20 protein-coding genes are annotated in these 21,457 nt (G+C 69.2%); 10 read left to right on the top strand and 10 right to left on the bottom strand.

Features of this window, described 5'->3' with window-relative positions:
* Nucleotides 1–2: 2 nt before the first annotated feature.
* The 3 genes from LGM42_RS13330 to LGM42_RS13320 form a co-directional block, all read right to left on the bottom strand.
* On the bottom strand, nt 3–1,844 hold the full coding sequence (locus tag LGM42_RS13330) for an Hsp70 family protein (RefSeq protein WP_099317101.1): 1,842 nt from the start codon (nt 1,842–1,844) through the stop codon (nt 3–5).
* Nucleotides 1,841–2,431 carry a DUF2760 domain-containing protein gene (locus LGM42_RS13325; protein ID WP_226232408.1) on the bottom strand — a complete coding sequence of 197 codons (591 nt, stop codon included), beginning with the start codon at nt 2,429–2,431 and terminating at the stop codon, nt 1,841–1,843. Before LGM42_RS13325 ends, LGM42_RS13330 begins: the two co-directional genes overlap by 4 nt.
* A gap of 251 nt (nt 2,432–2,682) precedes the next feature.
* Entirely contained in the window at nt 2,683–3,123 is a 441-nt protein-coding gene (locus LGM42_RS13320) for an Rrf2 family transcriptional regulator (RefSeq protein ID WP_059580023.1), read from the bottom strand.
* 142 nt (nt 3,124–3,265) lie between these two features.
* Here LGM42_RS13320 and LGM42_RS13315 point away from each other — a divergent pair, with 142 nt between their 5' ends.
* From LGM42_RS13315 to LGM42_RS13295, 5 genes are all read left to right on the top strand, one after another.
* Nucleotides 3,266–4,180: an NAD(P)/FAD-dependent oxidoreductase gene (locus LGM42_RS13315; RefSeq protein ID WP_226232407.1), complete on the top strand. Its 915-nt coding sequence runs from the start codon at nt 3,266–3,268 to the stop codon at nt 4,178–4,180.
* A gap of 108 nt (nt 4,181–4,288) precedes the next feature.
* Nucleotides 4,289–5,248 carry a LysR substrate-binding domain-containing protein gene (locus LGM42_RS13310; RefSeq protein ID WP_060315832.1) on the top strand — a complete coding sequence of 320 codons (960 nt, stop codon included), beginning with the start codon at nt 4,289–4,291 and terminating at the stop codon, nt 5,246–5,248.
* Between the two features lie 129 nt (nt 5,249–5,377).
* Nucleotides 5,378–6,508 carry a DSD1 family PLP-dependent enzyme gene (locus LGM42_RS13305; protein ID WP_060315835.1) on the top strand — a complete coding sequence of 377 codons (1,131 nt, stop codon included), beginning with the start codon at nt 5,378–5,380 and terminating at the stop codon, nt 6,506–6,508.
* A 109-nt stretch (nt 6,509–6,617) separates the two neighbouring features.
* Nucleotides 6,618–7,589 (top strand): ornithine cyclodeaminase family protein, encoded by a 972-nt coding sequence (locus LGM42_RS13300; protein WP_060315838.1) that lies wholly within the window; start codon nt 6,618–6,620, stop codon nt 7,587–7,589.
* 24 nt (nt 7,590–7,613) lie between these two features.
* Nucleotides 7,614–8,336, top strand: a complete 723-nt coding sequence (locus tag LGM42_RS13295; RefSeq protein WP_226232406.1) for an HAD family hydrolase — start codon at nt 7,614–7,616, stop codon at nt 8,334–8,336.
* A gap of 60 nt (nt 8,337–8,396) precedes the next feature.
* On the opposite strand, the gene LGM42_RS13290 is transcribed toward LGM42_RS13295, so the two are convergent.
* Entirely contained in the window at nt 8,397–9,014 is a 618-nt protein-coding gene (locus LGM42_RS13290; protein WP_226232405.1) for a glutathione S-transferase family protein, read from the bottom strand.
* A 93-nt stretch (nt 9,015–9,107) separates the two neighbouring features.
* Nucleotides 9,108–9,476: a YciI family protein gene (locus tag LGM42_RS13285; RefSeq protein ID WP_059580008.1), complete on the bottom strand. Its 369-nt coding sequence runs from the start codon at nt 9,474–9,476 to the stop codon at nt 9,108–9,110.
* Nucleotides 9,477–9,557: 81 nt separating this feature from the next.
* Between LGM42_RS13285 and LGM42_RS13280 the strand changes: the two genes are divergently transcribed.
* Nucleotides 9,558–10,025: a MarR family winged helix-turn-helix transcriptional regulator gene (locus LGM42_RS13280; protein WP_226232404.1), complete on the top strand. Its 468-nt coding sequence runs from the start codon at nt 9,558–9,560 to the stop codon at nt 10,023–10,025.
* Between the two features lie 146 nt (nt 10,026–10,171).
* The gene (locus LGM42_RS13275) at nt 10,172–10,933 is read left to right on the top strand and encodes an isocitrate lyase/PEP mutase family protein (RefSeq protein ID WP_226232403.1); all 762 of its coding nucleotides are present in this window, start codon (nt 10,172–10,174) and stop codon (nt 10,931–10,933) included.
* 149 nt (nt 10,934–11,082) lie between these two features.
* On the opposite strand, the gene LGM42_RS13270 is transcribed toward LGM42_RS13275, so the two are convergent.
* Nucleotides 11,083–11,982: a LysR family transcriptional regulator gene (locus tag LGM42_RS13270; protein ID WP_226232402.1), complete on the bottom strand. Its 900-nt coding sequence runs from the start codon at nt 11,980–11,982 to the stop codon at nt 11,083–11,085.
* A 101-nt stretch (nt 11,983–12,083) separates the two neighbouring features.
* Between LGM42_RS13270 and LGM42_RS13265 the strand changes: the two genes are divergently transcribed.
* The gene (locus LGM42_RS13265; RefSeq protein ID WP_060315847.1) at nt 12,084–12,962 is read left to right on the top strand and encodes an aldo/keto reductase family oxidoreductase; all 879 of its coding nucleotides are present in this window, start codon (nt 12,084–12,086) and stop codon (nt 12,960–12,962) included.
* A 50-nt stretch (nt 12,963–13,012) separates the two neighbouring features.
* Here LGM42_RS13265 and LGM42_RS13260 read toward each other — a convergent pair whose 3' ends face one another.
* Nucleotides 13,013–14,215, bottom strand: a complete 1,203-nt coding sequence (locus LGM42_RS13260; protein ID WP_060010326.1) for an MFS transporter — start codon at nt 14,213–14,215, stop codon at nt 13,013–13,015.
* 70 nt (nt 14,216–14,285) lie between these two features.
* Between LGM42_RS13260 and LGM42_RS13255 the strand changes: the two genes are divergently transcribed.
* Nucleotides 14,286–15,335 carry an AraC family transcriptional regulator gene (locus LGM42_RS13255; protein WP_226232401.1) on the top strand — a complete coding sequence of 350 codons (1,050 nt, stop codon included), beginning with the start codon at nt 14,286–14,288 and terminating at the stop codon, nt 15,333–15,335.
* A gap of 55 nt (nt 15,336–15,390) precedes the next feature.
* Here LGM42_RS13255 and LGM42_RS13250 read toward each other — a convergent pair whose 3' ends face one another.
* Both LGM42_RS13250 and LGM42_RS13245 read right to left on the bottom strand, forming a co-directional pair.
* Nucleotides 15,391–15,555 carry a hypothetical protein gene (locus LGM42_RS13250; protein WP_180278226.1) on the bottom strand — a complete coding sequence of 55 codons (165 nt, stop codon included), beginning with the start codon at nt 15,553–15,555 and terminating at the stop codon, nt 15,391–15,393.
* Between the two features lie 68 nt (nt 15,556–15,623).
* Nucleotides 15,624–17,540, bottom strand: a complete 1,917-nt coding sequence (locus tag LGM42_RS13245) for a DUF3857 domain-containing protein (RefSeq protein WP_226232480.1) — start codon at nt 17,538–17,540, stop codon at nt 15,624–15,626.
* A 699-nt stretch (nt 17,541–18,239) separates the two neighbouring features.
* Between LGM42_RS13245 and LGM42_RS13240 the strand changes: the two genes are divergently transcribed.
* A complete protein-coding gene (locus tag LGM42_RS13240) occupies nt 18,240–19,103 on the top strand; it encodes a crotonase/enoyl-CoA hydratase family protein (RefSeq protein ID WP_059579986.1) in 864 nt (287 codons plus the stop codon).
* Nucleotides 19,104–19,151: 48 nt separating this feature from the next.
* Here LGM42_RS13240 and pdeR read toward each other — a convergent pair whose 3' ends face one another.
* Nucleotides 19,152–21,155 carry a cyclic di-GMP phosphodiesterase gene (gene pdeR, locus LGM42_RS13235; RefSeq protein WP_059640374.1) on the bottom strand — a complete coding sequence of 668 codons (2,004 nt, stop codon included), beginning with the start codon at nt 21,153–21,155 and terminating at the stop codon, nt 19,152–19,154.
* Nucleotides 21,156–21,457 lie beyond the last annotated feature (302 nt).

Raw genomic sequence — 21,457 nt, 5'->3', positions numbered from 1 at the left:
GCTCAGGCGGCGCCGCGCACGTCGAACTCGACCTTCCAGCGCTCGTTCGTGCCGCTCGGGATCGCCTCGAGTTCGAGCGTGCCGGCTTCGGTCACGCGCGCATGCAGCTTCACCGGCACGACTTCGCCGACGGTGCGCCCTTCGGCGGGCAGCGTCGCCTGGATTTCCTCCAGCTCCTGCAGCTCTTCCGGCGACCAGTAGTCGAGCAGCGTGCCGACCTGGTCCTGGCGCCGCACCGACGAGCCGAAGAAGCGGAACTGCACCGGTTCGCCGACGACGAGGCCGAACTCCTGCGGCGGCAGCGCCGCGTCCGAGCCTTCCTCCATCCCGAACGGCGCGACGCACAGCGCCTGCACCGGCGGCTCCAGCCCCGGCACCGCGGGCATCGCCGATTCGATCGCGACGTAGTACGCACGCGCCGTGCCGCCGCGAATGCGCACGCCGCGGCCGCGCTTCACGTAGCCGTAGTACGCCGCGCCTCGCGCGACCGCGAGATCGAGATCCGCGCCTTCGAGCAGGCGCGCGGGCGGCGCGCCTTCGGCGGCGAGCCAGCCGTTGAGCGTGTCGAGCACGCGCTGCGTGAGCAGCGTCGACTTGAACACGCCGCCGTTGAACAGCACGGCGGTCGGATGCAGGAACGTCGCGCCCTGCGGCAGCGTGCGCTGCACGCCTTCGAGCGTGTCGAGCGCCGCGACCTGGCGGCCGAGGAATGCCGCGAGATGGCGCGTGATGCCGGCGTCCTGCGCATACGGCAGGCCGAGCTGCGTCAGGCCGACACGCGCGCGGCTCACCGGGCGCGCGGCCGCATCGACCTGCGGGAAGAAGCCTTCGAGGATCGTCTGCGTCAGTTCCGCGCGCGTCAGTTCGGTGCGGATCGAGCCGCCGATCAGCTTCGAGCCGCGGCTCGGCACGACGAGCGGCACCGCGTCGGCGCTCGGGTCGGACAGCAGCGTTTCCTTGGCCGAGCGGCACGCGTAGGTCAGCGCGCGCAGTTGCCACGGATCGGCCTGCGTGCCCTGCTGCGCGAGCTTGCGCGCCACCACGTGCGCGAGCGCGAGGTCCATGTTGTCGCCGCCGAGCAGGATGTGCTCGCCCACCGCCACGCGATGCAGTTCGAGATTGCCGTCGCGCTCGACCACCGCGATCAGCGACAGGTCGGTCGTGCCGCCGCCGACGTCCACGCACAGGATCAGGTCGCCGACCTGCACCTGCTTGCGCCAGCCGCCTTCGCTCTTCTGGATCCAGCTATACAGTGCGGCCTGCGGTTCCTCGAGCAGCGTCATCCGCGAGTAGCCGGCGGCGCGCGCGGCCTCGGCCGTGAGCTCGCGCGCGGCCGGATCGAACGACGCGGGGATCGTCACCGTCACGTCCTGGTCGGCGAACGGTGCGTCGGGATGCGCGTGGTCCCACGCTTCGCGCAGGTGCGTCAGATAGCGGATCGAGCTTTCCAGCGGCGACACGCGCGTCACTTCCGGCGGCGCATCGCTCGGCAGGATCGCCGCGCGGCGATCGACGCCCGGGTGGCACAGCCAGCTCTTCGCGCTCGACACGAGGCGGATCGGCGTGCCGGCGCCGCGCGTGCGCGCCATCTCGCCGACCGCAAAGGTGCGCGAGGCCGTCCACGGCAGCGTCAGGTCGCCCTGCGTCAGCTCGCTTTCATGCGGCAAGTAGAGAAACGACGGCAGCAGGTCGCGCGATTCCAGCGCGCCGGGCGCAGTAAGTTGCGCGATCGGCAGCACCTGCTGCGTGATCTTCTCGCCGTCGCTCGTGCTGCTGTCGACGTACGACAGCGCGCAATGGGTCGTCCCGAGGTCGATACCGATCGAATAGCGCGGATCGCTCACAGTTCCACCTCCGCCGGTGCGATGACCGATGCGTCGTGGCTGCCCGTCAGCTTCGGCAGGCGCACGTCGGCGACACGCCAGCCGCGATGGCTGACCGTGCCCGTAAACGGCGCGGAACCGACCACGTTGCCGGTCACGCGCACGGCCGTCGCGTCGAAGCCGGCCGGCAGCGTCACGCGGCTGCCTTCGGCTTCGTCGCGCACGGGAACGATCGTGAAGTGCTCGCGCAGCGCGGCGCGGCAGCCGTCGTGCACGAGGCGCGCGGCCGCGCCGATGTCGGCGTCCGCGTAGCCGGCGATGTCTTCCTCGACGAAATCGATGAAGCGCGCATCGCGCTGCAGCAGGCCGAGCAGTTGCAGCGCGGCCTGCGGGCTCGCTTCGCGCAGCTCGGGCGCCGGCGGCTTCACGGGCGCGGGGGCGACGGGCGCGGCGGCCGGTGCCGGCGTCGGAGCCGGCGCGCCGCGCGCCGCGGCGCCATCGCGCACACGCAGCACGTCGGCGGCGAACTCGCGATTGCCGAGCACGGAGAAGAACGTGCCGACGGCCAGCGACAGCCGGCCGAAGAAGGACAGGTTGGATTCGGGCATGGGGTCTGGACTCCTGTGGGCTCGCAGCGTGGCGAGCGATCTTGCCTGGGGCGCCGGGCGGCGGCGTGCGGCATGCGCACTGCCGCCGCCCGGCGCGTGATTCGAACGCGCCCTCGCGGGTGCGGAAAACCCGTATTTTGCCCTGTGGCGGGCGAACCGGGCAGAAGTTGGGGGACAGAACATGACGGCGCGACGGTTTCGATCGCGCCGGCGCGCACGTCACGCGCGTACGGCCGGCGTGCCGCGCCGCGTCAGCGCGGCTTGCGCGGCCGCGCCGCCTTCGCGTCGAAATCGCGCGAGAGCATGCCGAGCGTGACTTCGCCGAAGCGCGCGAGCAGCGAGGCTTCGGCCTCCTTCAGCGTCGCCGACAGATGCGCGTTGACGGCCTGTTCGACCAGACATTCGGGCGCGTCGTCGGACACGAGATCGGAAAACAGCGGCGGCTCGCCCACCGCGCGATAGACGTCGAGCAGCGTGATGTCGTCGAGCGCGACGCTGAGCGCCCAGCCGCCGCCGTGCCCCTTCTCCGACTGCACGTACCCGCGATCGCGCAACCCGCCGAGCAGGCGCCGCACGACGACCGGGTTCGTGCATAGCATCGTCGCGATCGTCTCCGACGTCAGCGGGCCGTCGGCCTGGTCCATGTGGATCAGCGCATGCAGGATGCGCGACAAACGGCTGTCGGTTCTCACGGGTAGAACTCCCCTCTCTCTCGAAACTTCCGAAGTTGCATGAAGGATACCATCGCCCTATCATGCAACTTCTCATGTTTCATGAGTTGACCGTCAGCGGAGCACATCGGTCATTCACGCAGGTTCAGAAAGGAGCGGACGCATGCATTCTCATCATGAAGTGATCGTGATCGGCGGCAGCTTTGCCGGGTTGTCGGCCGCGATGCAACTGGCGCGGGCGCGCCGCCGCGTGCTCGTGATCGACGCCGGCCGGCCGCGCAACCGCTTTGCCGAACACGCGCACGGCTTCCTCGGGCAGGACGGCAAGCCGCCGGCGCAAATCGTCGCCGATGCGCGCGCGCAGCTCGACGCGTATCCGACGGTGCGGCGCATCGACGGCACGGTTCGCACAGCCGAGCGCGACGCGGACGGGCGCTTTCACGTGACGCTGGCCGACGGCGGCCGCGCGAGCGCCGACCGGCTGATTCTCGCCACCGGCATCCGCGACGAACTGCCCGCGCTGCCGGGGCTCGCCGAACGCTGGGGCATCAGCGTGCTGCATTGTCCGTACTGCCATGGCTATGAAGTAAGCGGCCAGCGGCTCGGCGTGCTCGCCACGCATCCGCTGTCGGTCCATCAGGCGATCCTGATTCCGGACTGGGGCCCGACGACGTGGTTCACGCAGGGCGTGGTCGAAGCGAACGACGAAGAAGCCGCATTGCTCGCCGCGCGCGGGGTGCGGATCGAACGCTCGCCGGTCGCCGAGATCCTCGGCGATGCGCCGCGTATCGACGCGCTGCGGCTCGCCGACGGCCAGGTCGTGCCGATCGACGCGTTGTTCATCGGCGCGCGCACCGACATGGCGAGCGATCTCGCGCGGCAGCTCGGCTGCGCGTTCGACGAAGGGCCGCTCGGCCCCGTCGTTCGCGTCGATGCGTCGAAGCAGACGAGCGTCGCCGGCGTATTCGCGGCGGGCGATGCGTCGACGTCGATGAGCAACGCAACCTTCGCATCGGCATCGGGCGTGATGGCCGGAGTGGCCGCGCACCGGGCGCTGATCTGGGCGCTGCACGCGTAGGCGGGTGGGCGCCGGGCGTCACGATCGATCGGACGATTCAATATATCGGCGAATGCGGCAGGCGGGCGCCGGCCACCTCGATGGCGTCTGCACTGAATGTGCGGTTTAATGCTGGATACCTTCTGCATTAAGAGCCATGAAATGCTCGACCTCGACGATCTTCGACTCGTCCGCGCGATCGGCACGTCCCGATCGTTGGCCGCCGCCGCCCGGCTGCTCGATCTCACGCCGCCCGCGGTCACGATTCGCCTGCAGCGGATGGAAGCGCGCCTGAACGCGCGGCTCGCCGTGCGGCAACCGAAAGGCATCGCGCTGACCGACGAAGGGCAGCGGCTGTACCAGGAAGCCGTGGGCATTCTCGAGCGCGTGGAGGCGCTGCCGGTCAGCATCGCGGGCGACCACGGCGACGTGCAGGGCACGCTGCGCGTCGTCGCCCCGCTCGGCTTCGGCCGCAAATATGTCGCACGAATCGTGCGCGACGTGCAGCGCGCACATCCGAAACTCGAGATCTCGCTCCATCTGTCGGAAAGCCCGCTGACCAGCGCGGCGGGGGCCGACGTGGTCGTCCATGTCGGCAGCCTCAAGTCGTCTTCGTGGATCGGCTATCCGCTCGCGCCCAACGAGCGCTTCCTCTGTGCGAGCCCCGCGTACGCGCGTCGCATCAAGGATCTGAAGCATCCGTCCGACCTGGCGCGATACGACTGCCTGTGCCTGCGCGAGAACGACGAGGACATCCCGCGCTGGCGCTTCTCGCCTGTTGGCGGCGCCAAGGGCGATTCGCGGCGGTCCACCGTCATCCGCGTCACCGGCGCGCTGTCGTCCAACGACGGCACCGTCATCACCGAATGGGCGCTGGCCGGGCTCGGCATCGTCGAGCGCTCCGAGTGGGACGTCGCACCGCTGCTCGCGAACGGCAAGCTCGTCCGATTGCTGCCCCGCTGGCGCCTGCCGCCCGCGCCGGTGACGGCGCTCGTGCCATCGCGTACCGGCCGCTCCGCGCGGCAGCGGGTGTTTCTCGACGCCGCGCGGCAGTTTCTCGATCCGCCGCCCTGGCGCGGCAAGGCCTGAGTTCCGGTGCGATCCAGGAGGACTTCGTTGATTAAATTCTGCTTAATGGCAGATTAGCCGTGCATTAAACACGGCGCTGCTCCCCACCCCTACAGTGTCCGTATCGGCAACTTCGCAAACGGACGCATCGTGGACCTTCACACCCTCAACACCCCGGCCGCATTGATCGACATCGGCCGCATGCACCGCAACATCGCACGCATGCAGGCGCATCTGGACGCGCTCGGCGTGCGGTTCCGGCCGCACGTCAAGACCACCAAATGCCGGCAAGTCGTCGACGCGCAGATCGCGGCGGGCGCGCAGGGCATCACGGTGTCCACGCTCAAGGAAGCCGAGCAATTCTTCGCCGACGGCATCGTCGATATCGTCTATGCGGTCGGCATGGTGCCCGCCAAGCTCGGCCAGGCGCTGGCGCTGCGCCGGCAGGGCTGCGACCTGAAGATCGTCGCCGACAGCCTGCCGGCCGCGCACGCGATCGCCGCGTTCGGGCGCGAGCATGGCGAACGTTTCGACGTATGGATCGAGGTCGACGTCGACGGGCACCGCTCCGGCATTCCGCCCGATGCCGACCTGCTGATCGAGGTCGGCCGCGCGCTGACCGACGGCGGCATGCTGCTCGGCGGCGTGCTCGCGCACGCAGGCTCCAGCTACGAGTACGACACGCCCGAAGCGCTGGTCGCGATCGCCGAACAGGAGCGCAGCCGCACCGTGCGCGCCGCCGAGCGCCTGCGGGCCGCCGGCTTGCCCTGCCCGGTCGTCAGCATCGGATCGACGCCCACCGCGCTGGCGGCGCAACGGCTCGACGGCGTGACCGAAGTGCGCGCCGGCGTGTACGTGATGTTCGACCTCGTGATGCACAACATCGGCGTGTGCGAACCGTCCGACATCGCGCTGTCGGTGCTGACCACCGTCGTCGGCCATCAGGAAGAGAAAGGCTGGGCGATCGTCGACGCGGGCTGGATGGCGATGAGCCGCGACCGCGGCACGCAGCGCCAGGCGCGCGATTTCGGCTACGGGCAGGTCTGCACCGAAGACGGCGAGGTGCTCGGCGGCTACCTGATGAGCGCCGCCAATCAGGAACACGGGATCGTGTCGCGAACGGGCGCGCCGGATACGGACATCGCGCAGCGGTTTCCGATCGGCACGCGGCTGCGCATTCTCCCGAATCATGCGTGCGCCACCGGCGCGCAGCATCCCGAATACCAGGCCATCGGCGGCGACGGCGCCGCGCAGACGTGGCCGCGGTTCTACGGGTGGTGAGCGTCGTCCGGCGTCCATGCCGTCTCATCCACGCATTGACTATTTGTCCATATTTGGACAAACTTTAAACACCCTTGATTCATCTCGTGCCGAACAGGCGCCCCCGACCATGCCGACCGACGCCCGCCTTCTTCTCCTCGACCGCGATGCCGTCGAGCCCGCCCTGCAGGTCGAGCAAGTGATGGCGGCCGTCCGCGAAGCCTTCGTGCTGCACAGTCAACGGGCAGGACGCGTATTCCCGGTCGTGCGCGAGAAGCTCCATACCGGCGGCGTGTTCGGCATCAAGTCGGGCGACGTCGCCGGTCAGGACTTGCTCGGCTTCAAGGCGGCCGGGTTCTGGCCGGGCAACCGTGCGCTGGGCGGCGAGCCGCATCAGGCCACCGTCGCGCTGTTCGATCCGGCGACGGGACGCCCGCTGTGCATCATGGACGGCAACGCGATCACCACCGCGCGCACCGGGGCCGCCGGCGGCCTCGGGTTGCAACTGCTCGCGCGCCGCGACAGCACGCGGCTCTGCGTGTTCGGCACGGGCGTGCAGGCGCGCGTGCAGCTCGACTACGCGCTCAGGCTGCTGCCGCGGCGATGCACGGTGCAGTACGTGACCGTGAGCGGCGAACCGGACCCGGCGTTCGAAGCGCACTTCGTCGATCGATGCACGATCGGCGTGGCGCGCGACCGCAACGACGCGGTGGCCGATAGCGACGTGGTGATCACGGCCACGCCGGGCGGCGGCGCGTTGTTCGACGCGGATGCCGTGCAACCCGGCACCCACCTGACCTGCGTGGGCGCCGATACCGCGGGCAAGCGCGAACTTCCGGCGGGCGTGCTGGAACGCGCGCGCATCGTCGTCGATGATCACGATCAGGCGCGCGGCATCGGCGAGTGCCAGTGGGCGCCGGATTTGCCGCGCACGGAAATCGGTGACATCCTCGCGGGTGCGACATCGATCGATCGTGCCGCGCACGAGATCACCGTCTTCGACATGACGGGGCTCGCGCTGCAGGATCTGACCGTCGCGCGCTTCCTGTATCGGCACGCCCTCGACCACGGCACCGGCACTGCCGTTCCGTGGCCCTGGTAAAACGACTTCCCGCTTTCAACCGCCATGCGTCTCGCCAAAGTCTCCGCCCTCTCGTTCGACCTCGACGACACCCTGTGGCCGTTCGGGCCGTCCGTCGTACGGGCCGAGGCGGCGCTTCGCGCATGGTTGATCGAGCACGCGCCGAACACCGAGCGCGTGCTGCCCACGCAACAGGCACTTGGTGCGCTACGTGACGAATACGAGCGTTTGTGTCCAGAGCTTGCCGGCGACTTTCGCGCGATGCGAATCGGGTCGATCCGGCTGGCGCTGGAACGCGCGAACGAAGATGTCTCGCTGACCGATCGTGCGTACGACGTGTTCTATGCGGCGCGCAACCGCGTCGAATTCTACGAAGACGCGCTGCCGGCGCTCGCGTGGCTGAGCGAGCGCTTTCCGTTGATCGCGGTCACCAACGGCAACGCGGATCTCCGGCTGACCGGCGGCGGCGAATTCTTTCGCACGACGCTCAGTGCGCGTGAGTTCGGCTTCGCGAAGCCGGAACCCGAGATCTTCCATGCGGCGGCGGATGCGCTCGACGTACGGCCGGGCGAATTGCTGCATGTCGGCGACGATTTTCATCTCGATATCGTCGGCGCGCTGAATGCGGGGCTGCAGGCGGCGTGGGTCGTACGCGAGCCGCGGGCGCAAGGAGAACAGGCTTCACGGCAGGCGGTGACGCCGCATCTTACGTTGCGAGATCTGGCGACGCTGTGTCACGCGCTGGGTGGGCCCGATACGGTTTCGTGATCGCAGGCGGGCGCGGCGGGTCATGCCGATGCGGCACACGACCCGGCACGCGTTTCACTTTCACGCCGCCTTCCTCGCCTCCGCGATCCGCTGCGGCGCCTTCGGCCGCGCATACAGCCGTTCCAGATACGCGCGCAATTGCGGGAACGGCTCGATCAGGTGGCATTCGCTCGCCCAGTCGATCAGATAGGCCGTCACGCAATCGGCCACCGTCAGCGTATCGCCGACGATGAACGCGCGCCCTTCGAGATGCGCGTCGAGAATCGCGGCCATCGTCGTGAAATCCTCGCGCGCGAGTTCGATATCGGCCGGCGAGCGCTTCTCCGGCGGATAGAGGAACGTATGCCGCGTGATCCGCCACAGCGGCTGCTCGAGCTCCGTCACCGCGAACATGATCCACCGATAGGCCTGCGCCCGCAGCGCCGGATCGACGGGCAACAGCGCCTTCTCCGGATACTTGTCCGCGAGATACAGCACGATCGCGGCCGATTCGGGAATCACGAGGTCGCCGTCCACCAGCACGGGCACCTTGCCGGCCGGATTGAGGCGCAGGAATTCGGGCCGCTTGTGCTCGCCCTCGAGGAGGTTGACCGACACGAATTCGAAGTCCGCATCCAGTTCCTTCAGCCCCCACAGCGCGCGTTGCGAGCGGGTGCCGGCAAATCCGTAAAGCTTCATCGCGAGTCTCCATCCAGAATGTCGCGAAAATGTCCGCATGCGGGCCGCGCGCATCGAACCAGGCGACACGCAGCGCCCCGCGTCACGCGTCGCTCATGCGCCGGGAATCGCCAGCACCGGCATCACGTCGACCGACACGCCCGGGAACAGCGTGAAATGCGGATGACCTTCGAACAACGCGGCGGCCGCGTCGTGCGACGCCGCGCGCACGACGGTAAAGCCGGTCAACGCATTGGCCGTGTCGCGGATGCCGCCTGCATCGATGGCCTTGGTCTTGCCGAGCGGCCCGCCGAGCTCGACGATCGCGTCGCGATGCCGCTCGACCCACGCATGCCATGCGGCGATGCCGTCGCGCTCGCGCGTGCGCCGCTCTTCATCCGGCAGCGCGAGCCATGCCTTCATCGCCGGGCTATCCTGGGTCCCGAGAAATACGGCGAGATACAACTGTTGTTGCGCACTCATGCCTTCTCCTCCAATGACGAACGCGGCGGGTTGCCGCGCCTCGACCTTGACAAGATAGGTTGATATCAACACAATTGCAACATGGCACGAAAAGAAAAGCTTCCCTTCGAGACGACGCTGATGGTGCGCGATTGCTGCCTGTGCCTGCACATGCAGCGCGCGGCGCGCAATCTGGCGCGCATCTTCGACGATGTGCTGCGCCCGCTCGACCTTACCAACGGCCAGTTTTCGCTGCTGATGTCGTTGAACCGGCCGCAACCGGCCTCGATGAAATCGGTCGCGTCGCTGCTCGCGATGGACCGCACCACGCTCACCGCGGCGCTCAAGCCGCTCGAGCGGCGCGGCCTCGTCACGATCGCGCAGGATCCGGACGACCGGCGCAGCCGCTTGCTGGAACTGACGCCGGCCGGGCACGACCTGCTGGCCGAAGCGTTCCCGCTGTGGCGGCAGACGCATGCCGAGATCGAGCGGCCGTTCGCGCCGGGTGAAGTCGACCAGCTGCGCGGCCAGTTGCGCACGCTGTCGATCGATCCGGGTTCGCGCCGCTGAGCCGGCGCGCCGATCGCCGCGCGGCGCTCATGTCTACTTCCTGCCACGCGCTGTCAGCAGACATTGCCGGCCCGCGTCGCACCGCCCGATTCGGTGGCAATATCGCTCGGCACGACAACCGATCCGGTATTCACGAGGAGACGAGCATGGGCAACAACGAAAAAGGCGCGACTTTCCGGTCGCTTCACCGCGCAGGCCAGCCGCTGGTGCTGTTCAACGTGTGGGACGCCGGCAGCGCGCGCACGGCGGCCGATGCCGGCGCCGTCGCGCTGGCCACCGGCAGTTGGTCGGTCGCGGCAGCCAACGGCTTCGTCGACGGTGAGCAGATGCCGCGCGCGCTGATGATGGACGTGCTGGAGCGGATCACGCGCGCGACGGCGCTACCCGTCACCGTCGACCTCGAAAGCGGCTACGGCGAGCGGCCGGAGGATGTCGCCGAAACGATCGCGCTCAGCATCCGGGCCGGCGCGATCGGCTGCAATCTCGAAGACAGTTTTCCGGCGACGGGCGAACTGCGCGACGCCGACGAAGCGGCGGCCCGTCTCGCGGCGGCCCGGCAGGCGGCCGATCGCGCGGGCGCCGACTACTTCATCAACGCGCGCACCGACGTGTTCTTCAAGGCGTCAGCCGATACGCACGACGAACGATTGCTCGACGCGACGCTGGCACGTGCGCGCGCTTATGCGGCGGCCGGCGCCGACGGCCTGTTCGTGCCGGGCCTGCGCGCGCCGGCGCTCATTCGCGCGCTGACGGCCGCGTCGCCGCTGCCGGTGAACGTGATGCGGGTGTCGGAAACGCCGACGCTCGCGGAGCTCGCCGATTACGGCGTGGCGCGCATCAGCCACGGGCCGTATCCGTATCTGCAGGCGATGAAGACGCTGGCGGCGCTGGTCGGGCAAGGCGGCTGACGGATTCGCGGGGCGGCGCGCACGCCCGCTCCCGCGCTTCGGTCGTCGCGCCGCTTGCTGCAGCGCGTGCACCGCGCATCGGCCGGCCCCATGAGCGGCGACGGCACGCGGCCCGCTGGGCGCGCATGCCCCGGGGCGTGGTCGAACGCTCAGGATACCTTGATGAAATCGATGAACGCGCGTAGCGCCGGCGGCACGAGACGCCGCCCGGGATAATACAGAAAGGGCCCCGAAAACGGCCGCCACCACGGTTCGAGCACGGGTTCGAGCGCGCCGCTGTCGAGATGCGGACGCAGCCAGTCTTCGAACAGATGCACGATGCCCGTCCCGGCGATCGCCGCGTCGACCAGCAGCTCCGTCGCCCCGCCGATCTGGACCAGCAGCGGCCCGGCGGCCGGCTCGACCCGCACGACCTCGCCGTCGCGCTCGAACTCCCACGGCGGCATCGCGCCGCTCGCGAAGCGCCCGCGCAGGCACCGATGGGCGAGCAGGTCGCGCGGATGCCGCGGCCGGCCGTGCCGGTCGAGATAGCCGGGCGCCGCCGCGGTCGCGAACCGCTGGATGCGCGGGCCGATCGGCACCGCGATCATGTCCTGTTCGAGCCGTTCGTCGTAGCGGATGCCCGCGTCGCATCCGGCCGCGAGCACGTCGACGAAATTTTCGTCGGCAGTCACTTCCAGCCGGATGTCCGGATACGCATCGAGAAAGCGCGGCACGATCGCCGGTAACACGAGCCGCGACGCGCTGACCGGCACGTTGAGTTTCAGCGTGCCGGCCGGTCGGCCGCGGAATTCATCGATACCGTCGAGCGCCGCCGCCACTTCGGTCAGTGCGGGCTCGAGACGCGCGAGCAGGCGCTCGCCGGCTTCGGTGGGCACGACGCTGCGCGTCGTGCGGTGCAGCAGCCGCACGCCGAGCCGCGCTTCCAGCCGGCGCACGGCCTCGCTCAGCCCCGACGCGCTGAGGCCCGTCATGCGTGCGGCGTCGCGGAATCCGCTCGCGCGTGCGACGGCCATGAATGCGTTCAGATCACCCAGATCGGTTTGCATTGTTCGCCTTTTCGTACAACCCGTGCGAATTATGCCCGCTTATCGCGCAGCCGACTCGTCCTTATGCTGAACGCATTCATCTCTTCGACAGGAGTAAGGTCATGCCCGATATTCGCCATACCGCCACCTTCAGGCTCGGCGATCGCCCCGTCAGACGAATCGGCTACGGCGCGATGCAGCTTGCGGGCCCCGGTGTATTCGGCCCGCCGAAAGATCGCGAGGCCGCGTTGAACGTGTTGCGCGAAGCCGTCGCATCCGGCGTCGACCATCTCGACACCAGCGACTTCTACGGCCCGCACGTGACGAACCGGCTGATTCGCGACGCGCTGCATCCGTATCGCGACGATCTCGTGATCGTCACCAAGATCGGCGCACGCCGCGGCGACGACGCGTCGTGGCTGCCCGCCTTCGCGCCCGACGAACTCGAACGGGCCGTGCACGACAACCTGCGCAACCTGGGGCTCGACGTGCTCGACGTCGTCAACCTGCGCATCATGTTCGATACGCACGGGCCGGCCGAAGGATCGATCGAGGCGCCGCTGGCCACGCTCGCCGAGCTGCAGCGGCGCGGGCTCGTGCGGCACATCGGCCTGAGCAACGTCACGCCCGCGCAGGTCGCGCAAGGTCGGCGGATCTGCGACATCGTGTGCGTGCAGAACCACTACAACATCGCGCACCGCGGCGACGATGCGCTGATCGACACGCTCGCCCGCGACGGCATCGCATACGTGCCGTACTTCCCGCTCGGCGGCTTCTCGCCGCTGCAGTCGTCGACGCTGTCCGGCGTGGCCGCGCGCATCGGCGCGACGCCGATGCAGGTCGCGCTTGCATGGCTGCTGCGCCGCGCGCCGAATCTCCTGCTGATTCCGGGCACGTCGTCGGTCGCGCATCTGCGCGAGAATCTCGCGGCAGCCGACCTCGAGCTGCCGGCCGACGCGCTCGCGGAACTCGACCGCATCGCGGGCGCCGACGCCGCGTGACGCGCGGATAATCCGCCTGGCAGCCCGTGCAACGCGGGCCGCCACGCCGGTCAGGACGCGGCCACGCCGACGCGCTTCGGCACGCCGGTGACGATCGTCGCGACCGCCACCGCCAGCACGATCGCCGCGCCGACGAACACGCCCGCCGCGCCGTTCGCGTCGAACACGACGCCGCCGGCCGCGGCGCCCGTCGCGATCGCGAGCTGGATCGCCGCGACGATCAGCCCGCCCGCGCTCTCGGCCTCGTCGGGCACGGTGCGCGTGACCCACGTCGACCACGCGACCGGCACGCCGCCGAACGCCATCCCCCACAACGCGACCAGCACCGCGTCGATCATCGGCGCACGGCCGAGCGCGACGAGCGCGATGCCGAGCACGACCATCAACGCGGGCATGCCGATCAGCATCGGCCGCAACCGGTGTTCGAGCACGCGGCCCGCGAGCGACGTGCCGACGAAGTTCGCGATGCCGTAGCCGAGCAGGATCGCCGACAGCCCGTTCACGCCGACGCCCGCCACCTGTTCGAGGAACGGCCGCAGATACGTGAAGAACGCGAAATGGCCGGTGAACACGAGGATCGTCGCGAACATCCCGAGGCCGACGGTCGGCCGGCGCAGCACGTCGATCAGCGTGCGCAGCCGCGTCGTGCCGCTCGGCGGCATCGACGGCAGCGTGAGAAGCTGCGACACGAACGCGATGCCGCCGAGCACGGCCGCGATCAGGAACACGTTGCGCCAGCCGATCAGGTGACCGAAGTAGCTGCCCATCGGCGCGGACGCGATGGTCGCGACCGCCACGCCGCTGAAGATGATCGACAGCGCGCGGGGCACCATCGCCGTCGGCACGAGCCGCATCGCGGTGGCGGTGGCCATCGTCCAGAAGCCGCCGAGCGCGATGCCGAGCACGACGCGGCCGAACAGCAGCACGCCCAGGTTCGGCGCGAACGCGACGGCGAGGTTCGACGCCACGAGCAGCACCGAAAACACGAGCAGCACGCGCCGCCGGTCGATCGTGCGCGTGAGCGCCGAGATCAGCAGGCTCGTGACGAGCGCGACCGTGGCGGTGGCCGTGACGGCCTGCCCGGCCACGCCTTCGGTCACGCCGAGGCTCTCGGCCATCGGCGTGAGCAGGCTCGCCGGCAGGAATTCGGCCGTGACGAGCCCGAACACGCCGAGCGCCATCGCGAATACCGCGCCCCAGGCCGGTTCGCGGGGGGCCGCCGTCGAGGCGGCCGGGGAGATTCCGGGATTCATGCGGGATTCCGTGTCGGTTAGGGAAAGTACTGATGAGGGCGTATCGTAAGGAACAGCGGCAGGACGGTCTATGACATACAATCCGTTCCTGTTGATCGATCGTCCGTATCTCACGATGTCCGAACCCCTTCTGCCGCCGATTCCCGATGCGCACGACCTCGTCAGCGAGTTGCTGCTGGGGATGCGCCTGAGCGGCGTCCAGTACCGCCGCATCCAGGTCGCGCGGCCGTTCGGGCTGAATTTCGGCCATGCGCCGGGCCGCGCGCAGTTCCATTTCGTCGTGCGCGGGCCCGTGCTGCTGCGCGACGCGTCGGGCGAGACGATGCGGCTCGAGGCCGGCGACGCGATCCTGTTGCCGCACGGCGGCATGCATGCGCTGGTATCCGATCCGGATGTGCCGTGCCGCGAGATCAACGGCTTCGAGGCCAGGAAGATATGCGATACGGTGGCGTCGGTCGCGTCGGCCGGCATGTCGCCCCCGACCTGCGCGACGACGGAACCCGGCGCCGGCGATGCGCTGATCTTCAGCGCGTGCATGGAACTCGACCTCGGCGGCATGCAGCCGCTCGTCGGCACGATGCCCGCACTCATGCACGTGGGCACGCTGCTCGCGCGCTACCCGGAAATCCGGCCGATGCTCGACGCGATGGAGCGCGAGGCGTGCACGGCGCGCGCGGGCTTCGCGGGCATCCTCGCGCGGCTCGCGGACGTGGTCGCGGCGTTCATCGTGCGCGGCTGGGTCGAGTGCGGATGCGGCGATGCGACCGGCTGGGTGCAGGCGCTGCGCGAGCCGAAGCTCGGCCGCGCGATCGTCGCGCTGCATCGCGACCCGGGCCGCAACTGGAGCGTCGCGGAGCTCGCGACCGAAGCGGGCGTGTCGCGCTCGGTGTTCGCCGAGCGTTTTCTCGCGGCCACCGGGATGACGCCCGTGCGCTACCTGACCGAGCTGCGGATGCGGCTCGCCGCGCAGTGGATCGCACGCGACCGCGAGACGATCGAAGCGGTCGCGTACCGGCTCGGCTACGGTTCGCTCGCCGCGTTCAGCCGCGCGTTCAAGCGCGTGGTCGGCAAGCCGCCCGGCGCCGTGCGCGCGGACGGCAACGTGCACGCCGAAGCGTAACGCGCCGACGCGCGGCGCCGGTGGTGGCGGCGGCTGGGGCGGGGGCCCGCGAGCGTCACTTCAACGCGTCGAGCCGGTCGACCAGCGCCGTCGCGCACCGCACCGCGAGCGCCGCGCACTGCTCCGCGTCGACTGCCGCGCCGGTCGCGACCGTGCCCTGCACGATCCTGCCCAACAATTCCTTCGAGAGTTCGGCGATCTCGTGATCCCGTTCCGTCATGATGTCCTCCTGCGCGTCGGCGATTCCGGTGATTCGCCCGTTCGGAGCGAATGCCGTGCCCGCGCCGCTCAACGCTGCTTCGCCCGCACGACGATCTGCGCCTGCGTGTCGCGCTCGATGCGCTCGAGCGACGCGCGCAGCGCCGTGAATTCGGCCGGCGTACAGACCTGCCGGCCGAAATCCGCCTTCATCCGCCGCGTGACCTGCACGACCCGCGCGGCCGCATCGAACACGTAATGCGACGTGAAGTCGACGAAGCGGTCGTGCACGGCCGTATCGGCCGGCAGGTCGGTCACGGCGACGCCCGCCGGCAGCGCGATCTGGCCGCTCTCGTCGAACGTGCCGCCGAGGCAACCCCACGGCTGCGTGCGCACGGGCTCGGCCAGCCACGTCTCGACCTGTGTCGCGATGCCGCCCGTGACGCTCGACAGCGCGGGCAACGCGGTCGTGCCGTCAGGCCACACGAAATGATCGAGCGTGCCGGTTATCGTCACGTCGAACGGGCCTGTCGACACGCGCCGGTCGCTGGTCGACAGTTGCGCGCGGCCGCGCAGGCCGCTTTGCCGCAGGCGCTCGTTCGCGAGTTGCGCGATGCGCTCGCGCGACGCGCGGCGAAACAGGTTGCGTTCGAGCTCCGCCGTCCAGCCGTCGTCCTCGACATACGCCTGAACGCGCGCGGCGCCGGGCTGCGCGGCATCGATCGCGATCCGTGCGATGCGGCCGCGCGGCTGCGTGGCCGGCGTGCGCGACAGCACGCCCGTATCGACCAGCAGCGCCGGGCGGTCCATCACGATCGGCGGCAGGTAGCCGAACGCGATGCCGGCCGTCGTCGTATCCGCGTAGAGGCCGAGATCGGGCAGCCACGTGATCGCATGATTGATCGCGCCGGCGCCGTAGCCGGGCACCGACGGCAGCGTGTACACGGCGCCGAGATTGATCAGCACCGGTTCGCTGCGAATGCCGACCGCCGCGAGCAACGCGCCGAACAGCGCGACGTGATCCTTGCAGTCGCCGTAGCGGTTGCGCAGGATGTCGGCGACGCGGTGCGGCGCGGCGGCCGTTTCGCCGAGAAACAGCCCGACGTAGCGCACGTTCGCCTGCACCCAGTCGTACAGGATGCGTGCCTTGTCGCGCGGATCGGCGGCATCCGCCGTGAGCGCACGCGCCAGTTGCACGACGGCCGGATCGTTCGCGCCCGGATCGACGGCTGCGTTGCGGTAGCGCGCGGCGAATGCCGCGTAGTCGGGCAGCGTCGACACGACGAGCCGGTCGCCGTAGGTCGGGTAGCCGACCGCGCCGCTCTCGATGCGATCGTACGCGCCGTGCCGGTAGTCGAATGCGTAGCGCGTGCGGCCGTTCGCCGTGACGGGCGGCAGCGCGACGTAGCCGCGCGCATCCGCATACAGCGGCATGTCGGCCGGCACGTCGAAGATCAGCCGCTGGCTGTCGACCGGCTCGCGCGACGGCTCGACGGTGTAGCCGAAGTAGCCGCGATTGACCGGCTTCGTGCGGGTCTTGCGGAACGCGACGCGCGTGCTCGACCCGGCTTCGACGCCGGGGAACACGACGGTGCGCAGCAGCCCGTCCTGGAACGTCGGCGCGCCGGCCGAGCGCGGCTCCTGCACGTCGCGAATGCCGTCCGCGCCGACCGGATGCGCGACGCCGTCGCGGTCGATCGTCTCGGCCGCAAGCAACTCCACCTTCTCGAGATGCTTGTCGAACCACACGTAGCGCTGCGCGACCGCGTCGATGCCGTTCGCGTCATTCGCGCGCAGCGTCGAATCGTCGTGCTCGTCGAGCGAGCCGTCGCGCTGGATCACGAATTCGTGGACGTCGCTGACGAGCGTGACGGGCGCCGTATCGCCCGCATCGCGAGCATCGCGCGTGTCGTGTGAGTCGCGCGTATCGGCCGCGGCCGCCCCCGCGCGGAGCGCGATGGCGCACGCGAGCAGGCAGCCGGTCCATCGGGAAGGAAAGCGCACCACGTCGAAGCTCCCCGCGCGTTCGTTGCCGGGCGTCAGCACCGCGCGCCGGCACGGCAGCCCGACCCGCATGACGCGCGCATGACGGCCGCCCGCGCCACCCTCACGCGTGGCCGTCGTGCGACCCAGTGTGGGCGACGTGCCGGCGAGCGTCAAGCCGCGCCATCGGGAAGCAGACATCATGCGGAGCAACACCGATTTCAAAATCGGCGACCTCGCGATTGCGTTCGCATGGCTGCGCGTGATCCCGTTCGGCCTCTTGCCGACGGCGCCGCATCTCGAACGGCGGCACCCGACACCGATCGGCGCCGCACGGTCATGCGCGGTGCGCGATCGCTCACGGCGAATCGGCGGGCCGCCACGCCGATCGGCCCGACCCGCTACCGTCGATCGGCGTCCCGACGTCATATTCGGCGCGCAAGCGACCGGCGACGCCGGCCGCCTCATCGCCGGCGCGCCGCTCCGCTCGCGCCGCCTTCCACCCGCCGATCTCGGCCCCTCATCCCCAATCCACCGCCCCCCGCCCCGTCGCCCGGACGCGATCCGCACCGGCGTCCCGCTCGTGCGTTGTTCCCCGCATTTCGACATTTGTGCGCGCGCAACAATGGCGATGCCTCGCGCCTGGCGCCCGGCGGGCAACCCGATTCCCGCAGGGCACCGGGCGCGATGGTCTTCAAAAACCACATCTCACGAGGACATACCATGCAACTCCAATCCCATCCGGCGTGCCGCCCGTTTTACGAAGCCGGCGAACTCTCGCAACTGACGGCCTTCTACGAAGAAGGCCGGAACGTCATGTGGATGATGCTGCGATCGGAGCCGCGGCCGTGTTTCAACCAGCAACTCGTCACCGACATCATCCATCTCGCGCGCGTCGCACGCGACTCGGGCCTCACGTTCGACTTCTGGGTGACGGGCTCGCTCGTCCCCGAGCTGTTCAACGTCGGCGGCGACCTGAGCTTCTTCGTCGACGCGATCCGCAGCGGCCGGCGCGATCAGCTGATGGCCTACGCGCGCTCGTGCATCGACGGCGTGTACGAGATCTACACCGGCTTCGGCACCGGCGCGATCTCGATCGCGATGGTCGAGGGCAGCGCGCTCGGCGGCGGCTTCGAGGCCGCGCTCGCGCATCACTACGTGCTCGCGCAGAAGGGCGTGAAACTCGGGTTCCCGGAGATCGCGTTCAACCTGTTCCCGGGCATGGGCGGCTATTCGCTCGTCGCGCGCAAGGCGAACCGCGGCCTCGCGGAATCGCTGATCGCGACCGGCGAGGCGCATGCGGCCGAGTGGTACGAAGACCAGGGGCTGATCGACGAGACGTTCGACGCCGGTGACGCGTATCTTGCGACGCGCACCTTCATCGACGTGACCAAGCCCAAGCTGAACGGCATCCGCGCGATGCTGCGCGCGCGCGAACGCGTATTCCAGTTGTCGCGCTCGGAGCTGATGGACATCACGGAAGCGTGGGTGCATGCGGCGTTCACGATCGAGCCGAAGGATCTCGCGTACATGGAACGCCTGGTGATGCTGCAGAACCGGCGCGTGTCGAAGCTGCGCACGGTGTAATGCGACGGCGCCGCCGGCCGTCGGCGACGCCTTTTTCCGGAACGAAGCTCAGGCGATCAGCCTGAGCTTTCTCGTCTCCGCGAGCCACGCCTCGAACGCCTGCGCCGGCATCGGCCGCGCGTAGTAGTAGCCCTGCGCGTGATCGACGTCGAGCTGCTTGAGGAATTCGGCCTCCGCATGCGTTTCGACGCCTTCGGCGATCACCGCGAAATTCAGCGCCTTCGCGAGCGACACGACGGAGCGCACCAGCGCCTGCGAGCGCGGATTGCGGTCGATGGCCGTGATGAAGGTGCGGTCGAGCTTGATCGCGTCGAGCGGCAGGCGCGACAACTGCGACAGCGACGAATAGCCGGTGCCGAAATCGTCGAGGTGGATTTCCGCGCCGAGCTGGCGGAACTGCCGCATCAGCCCGATCGCCGCTTCTTCGTCCTCGATGAAGCTGCTCTCGGTGAGCTCGATGTCGACGAGGCTCGGCTTGAGCCCCGCGCCGTCGAGAATCGATGCGAACTGGTGCACGATGTTCATGTCCTGCAACTGCCGCGCGGACACGTTCACCGCGATCCGGATGCCGAGCCCCTTCGCCTTCCACGCGGCGGCCTGCGCGGCCGCGGTGCGCATCACCCAGCGTCCGAGCGGCGCGATCAGCCCCGACTCTTCCGCGAAACGGATGAACTCGACCGGCGCGACGAGCCCGCGATCGGGCGACTGCCAGCGGATCAGCGCCTCGACGCCGTGCACGTCGCCCGTCGCGATGTCGACGACGGGCTGGTAGTGCAGCACGAACTGCTCTTCCTCGAGCGCCTTGCGCAGGTTCGTGTCGAGCCACATGTACTTCGCGACCTTCTGGTTCATCTCCAGCGAGAACACGCGGTACGTATGCTTGCCTTCTTCCTTCGCGACGTACATCGCGGTATCGGCGCTGCGGATCAGCGTCTCGAGCGAATCGCCGTGCTGCGGATACATCGCGATGCCGATCGAGCAGCTCGTGTAGACCTCCACCAGCCCGAGGTGGATCGGCGTGCGCAGCCGCTCGAGGATGATCTGCGCGGTCGCCTCGAGCAGCGGCCGCGTGCCGTGCTCGAACAGCACCAGGAACTCGTCGCCGCCGAGCCGCGCGAGCGTCGCGCCGGACGGCAGGCAGCCGCCGATGACCGCGGACACGTCCTGCAGCAGCCGGTCGCCGGTGATGTGCCCGTAGTGATCGTTGACGCGCTTGAAGTTGTCGAGATCGAGGAACAGGATGCCGACCTGGCCGCGCGTATTGGCGTCTTCCTCCGCGATCGCCGCGTGGATGCGCTCGCTGATCGCATGGCGGTTCGGCAGCCCGGTGAGCACGTCGGTGTTCGCGAGCTCGGTGAGCCGCTGCTGCGCGTTGCGCTCCTCGGTGATGTCGATGCCCGAGCAGATCAGGTACTGCTCGTCGACGCCGCTGCCGCTCTGCACGAACTTGTTGCGGAACTGGAACAGGCGCGGCCCGTTGACCGTGTTGATGTAGCGCTCGACCGCGAACGACTGGTTGCTCGCGAAGAAGCCCGTGATGTTGCTGCGCGACTGCGCGCCCTGCTCCGGGCTCATGAACAGCTCGAACGCGCTGCGGCCGATCACGTCGACCTCGCGCTTGCCGGTCACTTCCTCGCACAGGCGGTTGAAGCGCTGCACCATCCCGTTGCGGTCGAGGATCACGACGAGCGAATTCACCTCCGACACCACCTGCTCGGCGAACGCGAGCCCGTGCGACAGATCGCCGGCGACGGATTCGGTATCGGAATAGGCGGACGCCGTGCCGGCCCAGTCGACCGTGTTGACCTTCCTGCCGACGAGATGGAGGCTGACCGGACTGCCGAACAGCACGATGTCGAGCACGAGGTGCGACGTGACGCCGGTGAGCGCGCGGATGCGCGCGGCCTGCTCGGCCGTCAGCGCGACCGCGACGTTGGTCAGGCCGCGCACCGCGGCGAGTTCGAGCGCGTTGCTGTCGCTGCCGAGACGCCAGCAGGGGCTGCGCGTACCGACATGCGCCTCGAGCACCGCGCTATCGTTTTCGTCATCCATGGACACGCCCCGATCCAGAAAAAACGCACAGTGTAGACGGAGGCGAGCGGGCCGGCCGCCTTCCCGGGACGCGCGGTGCGCGGGCCGGCAGGGCGGACGTGATTGCCGTGACGGCGAGTCTCGTCCCGTACTTGTTTGCAGCTGATGCGACCGGCGTTCGCGCGTGATGCGCAGGTTCTGCCTTACGAATGAATGATGAGAGCCATCTTATCAAATGACGATGAGGATTGGCACTCACATTTAGAGCAGAGTGTCAAGGAATTGGGACTCGATTGGCAAGCCGGATTTATCATGATTGGCGG

The organism is Burkholderia sp. AU39826 (genome assembly GCF_020419965.1).
Taxonomy (GTDB): domain Bacteria; phylum Pseudomonadota; class Gammaproteobacteria; order Burkholderiales; family Burkholderiaceae; genus Burkholderia; species Burkholderia semiarida.
Note: the sequence above shows the minus strand (reverse complement) of the source record. Positions and strands in the feature narration are given on the sequence as shown.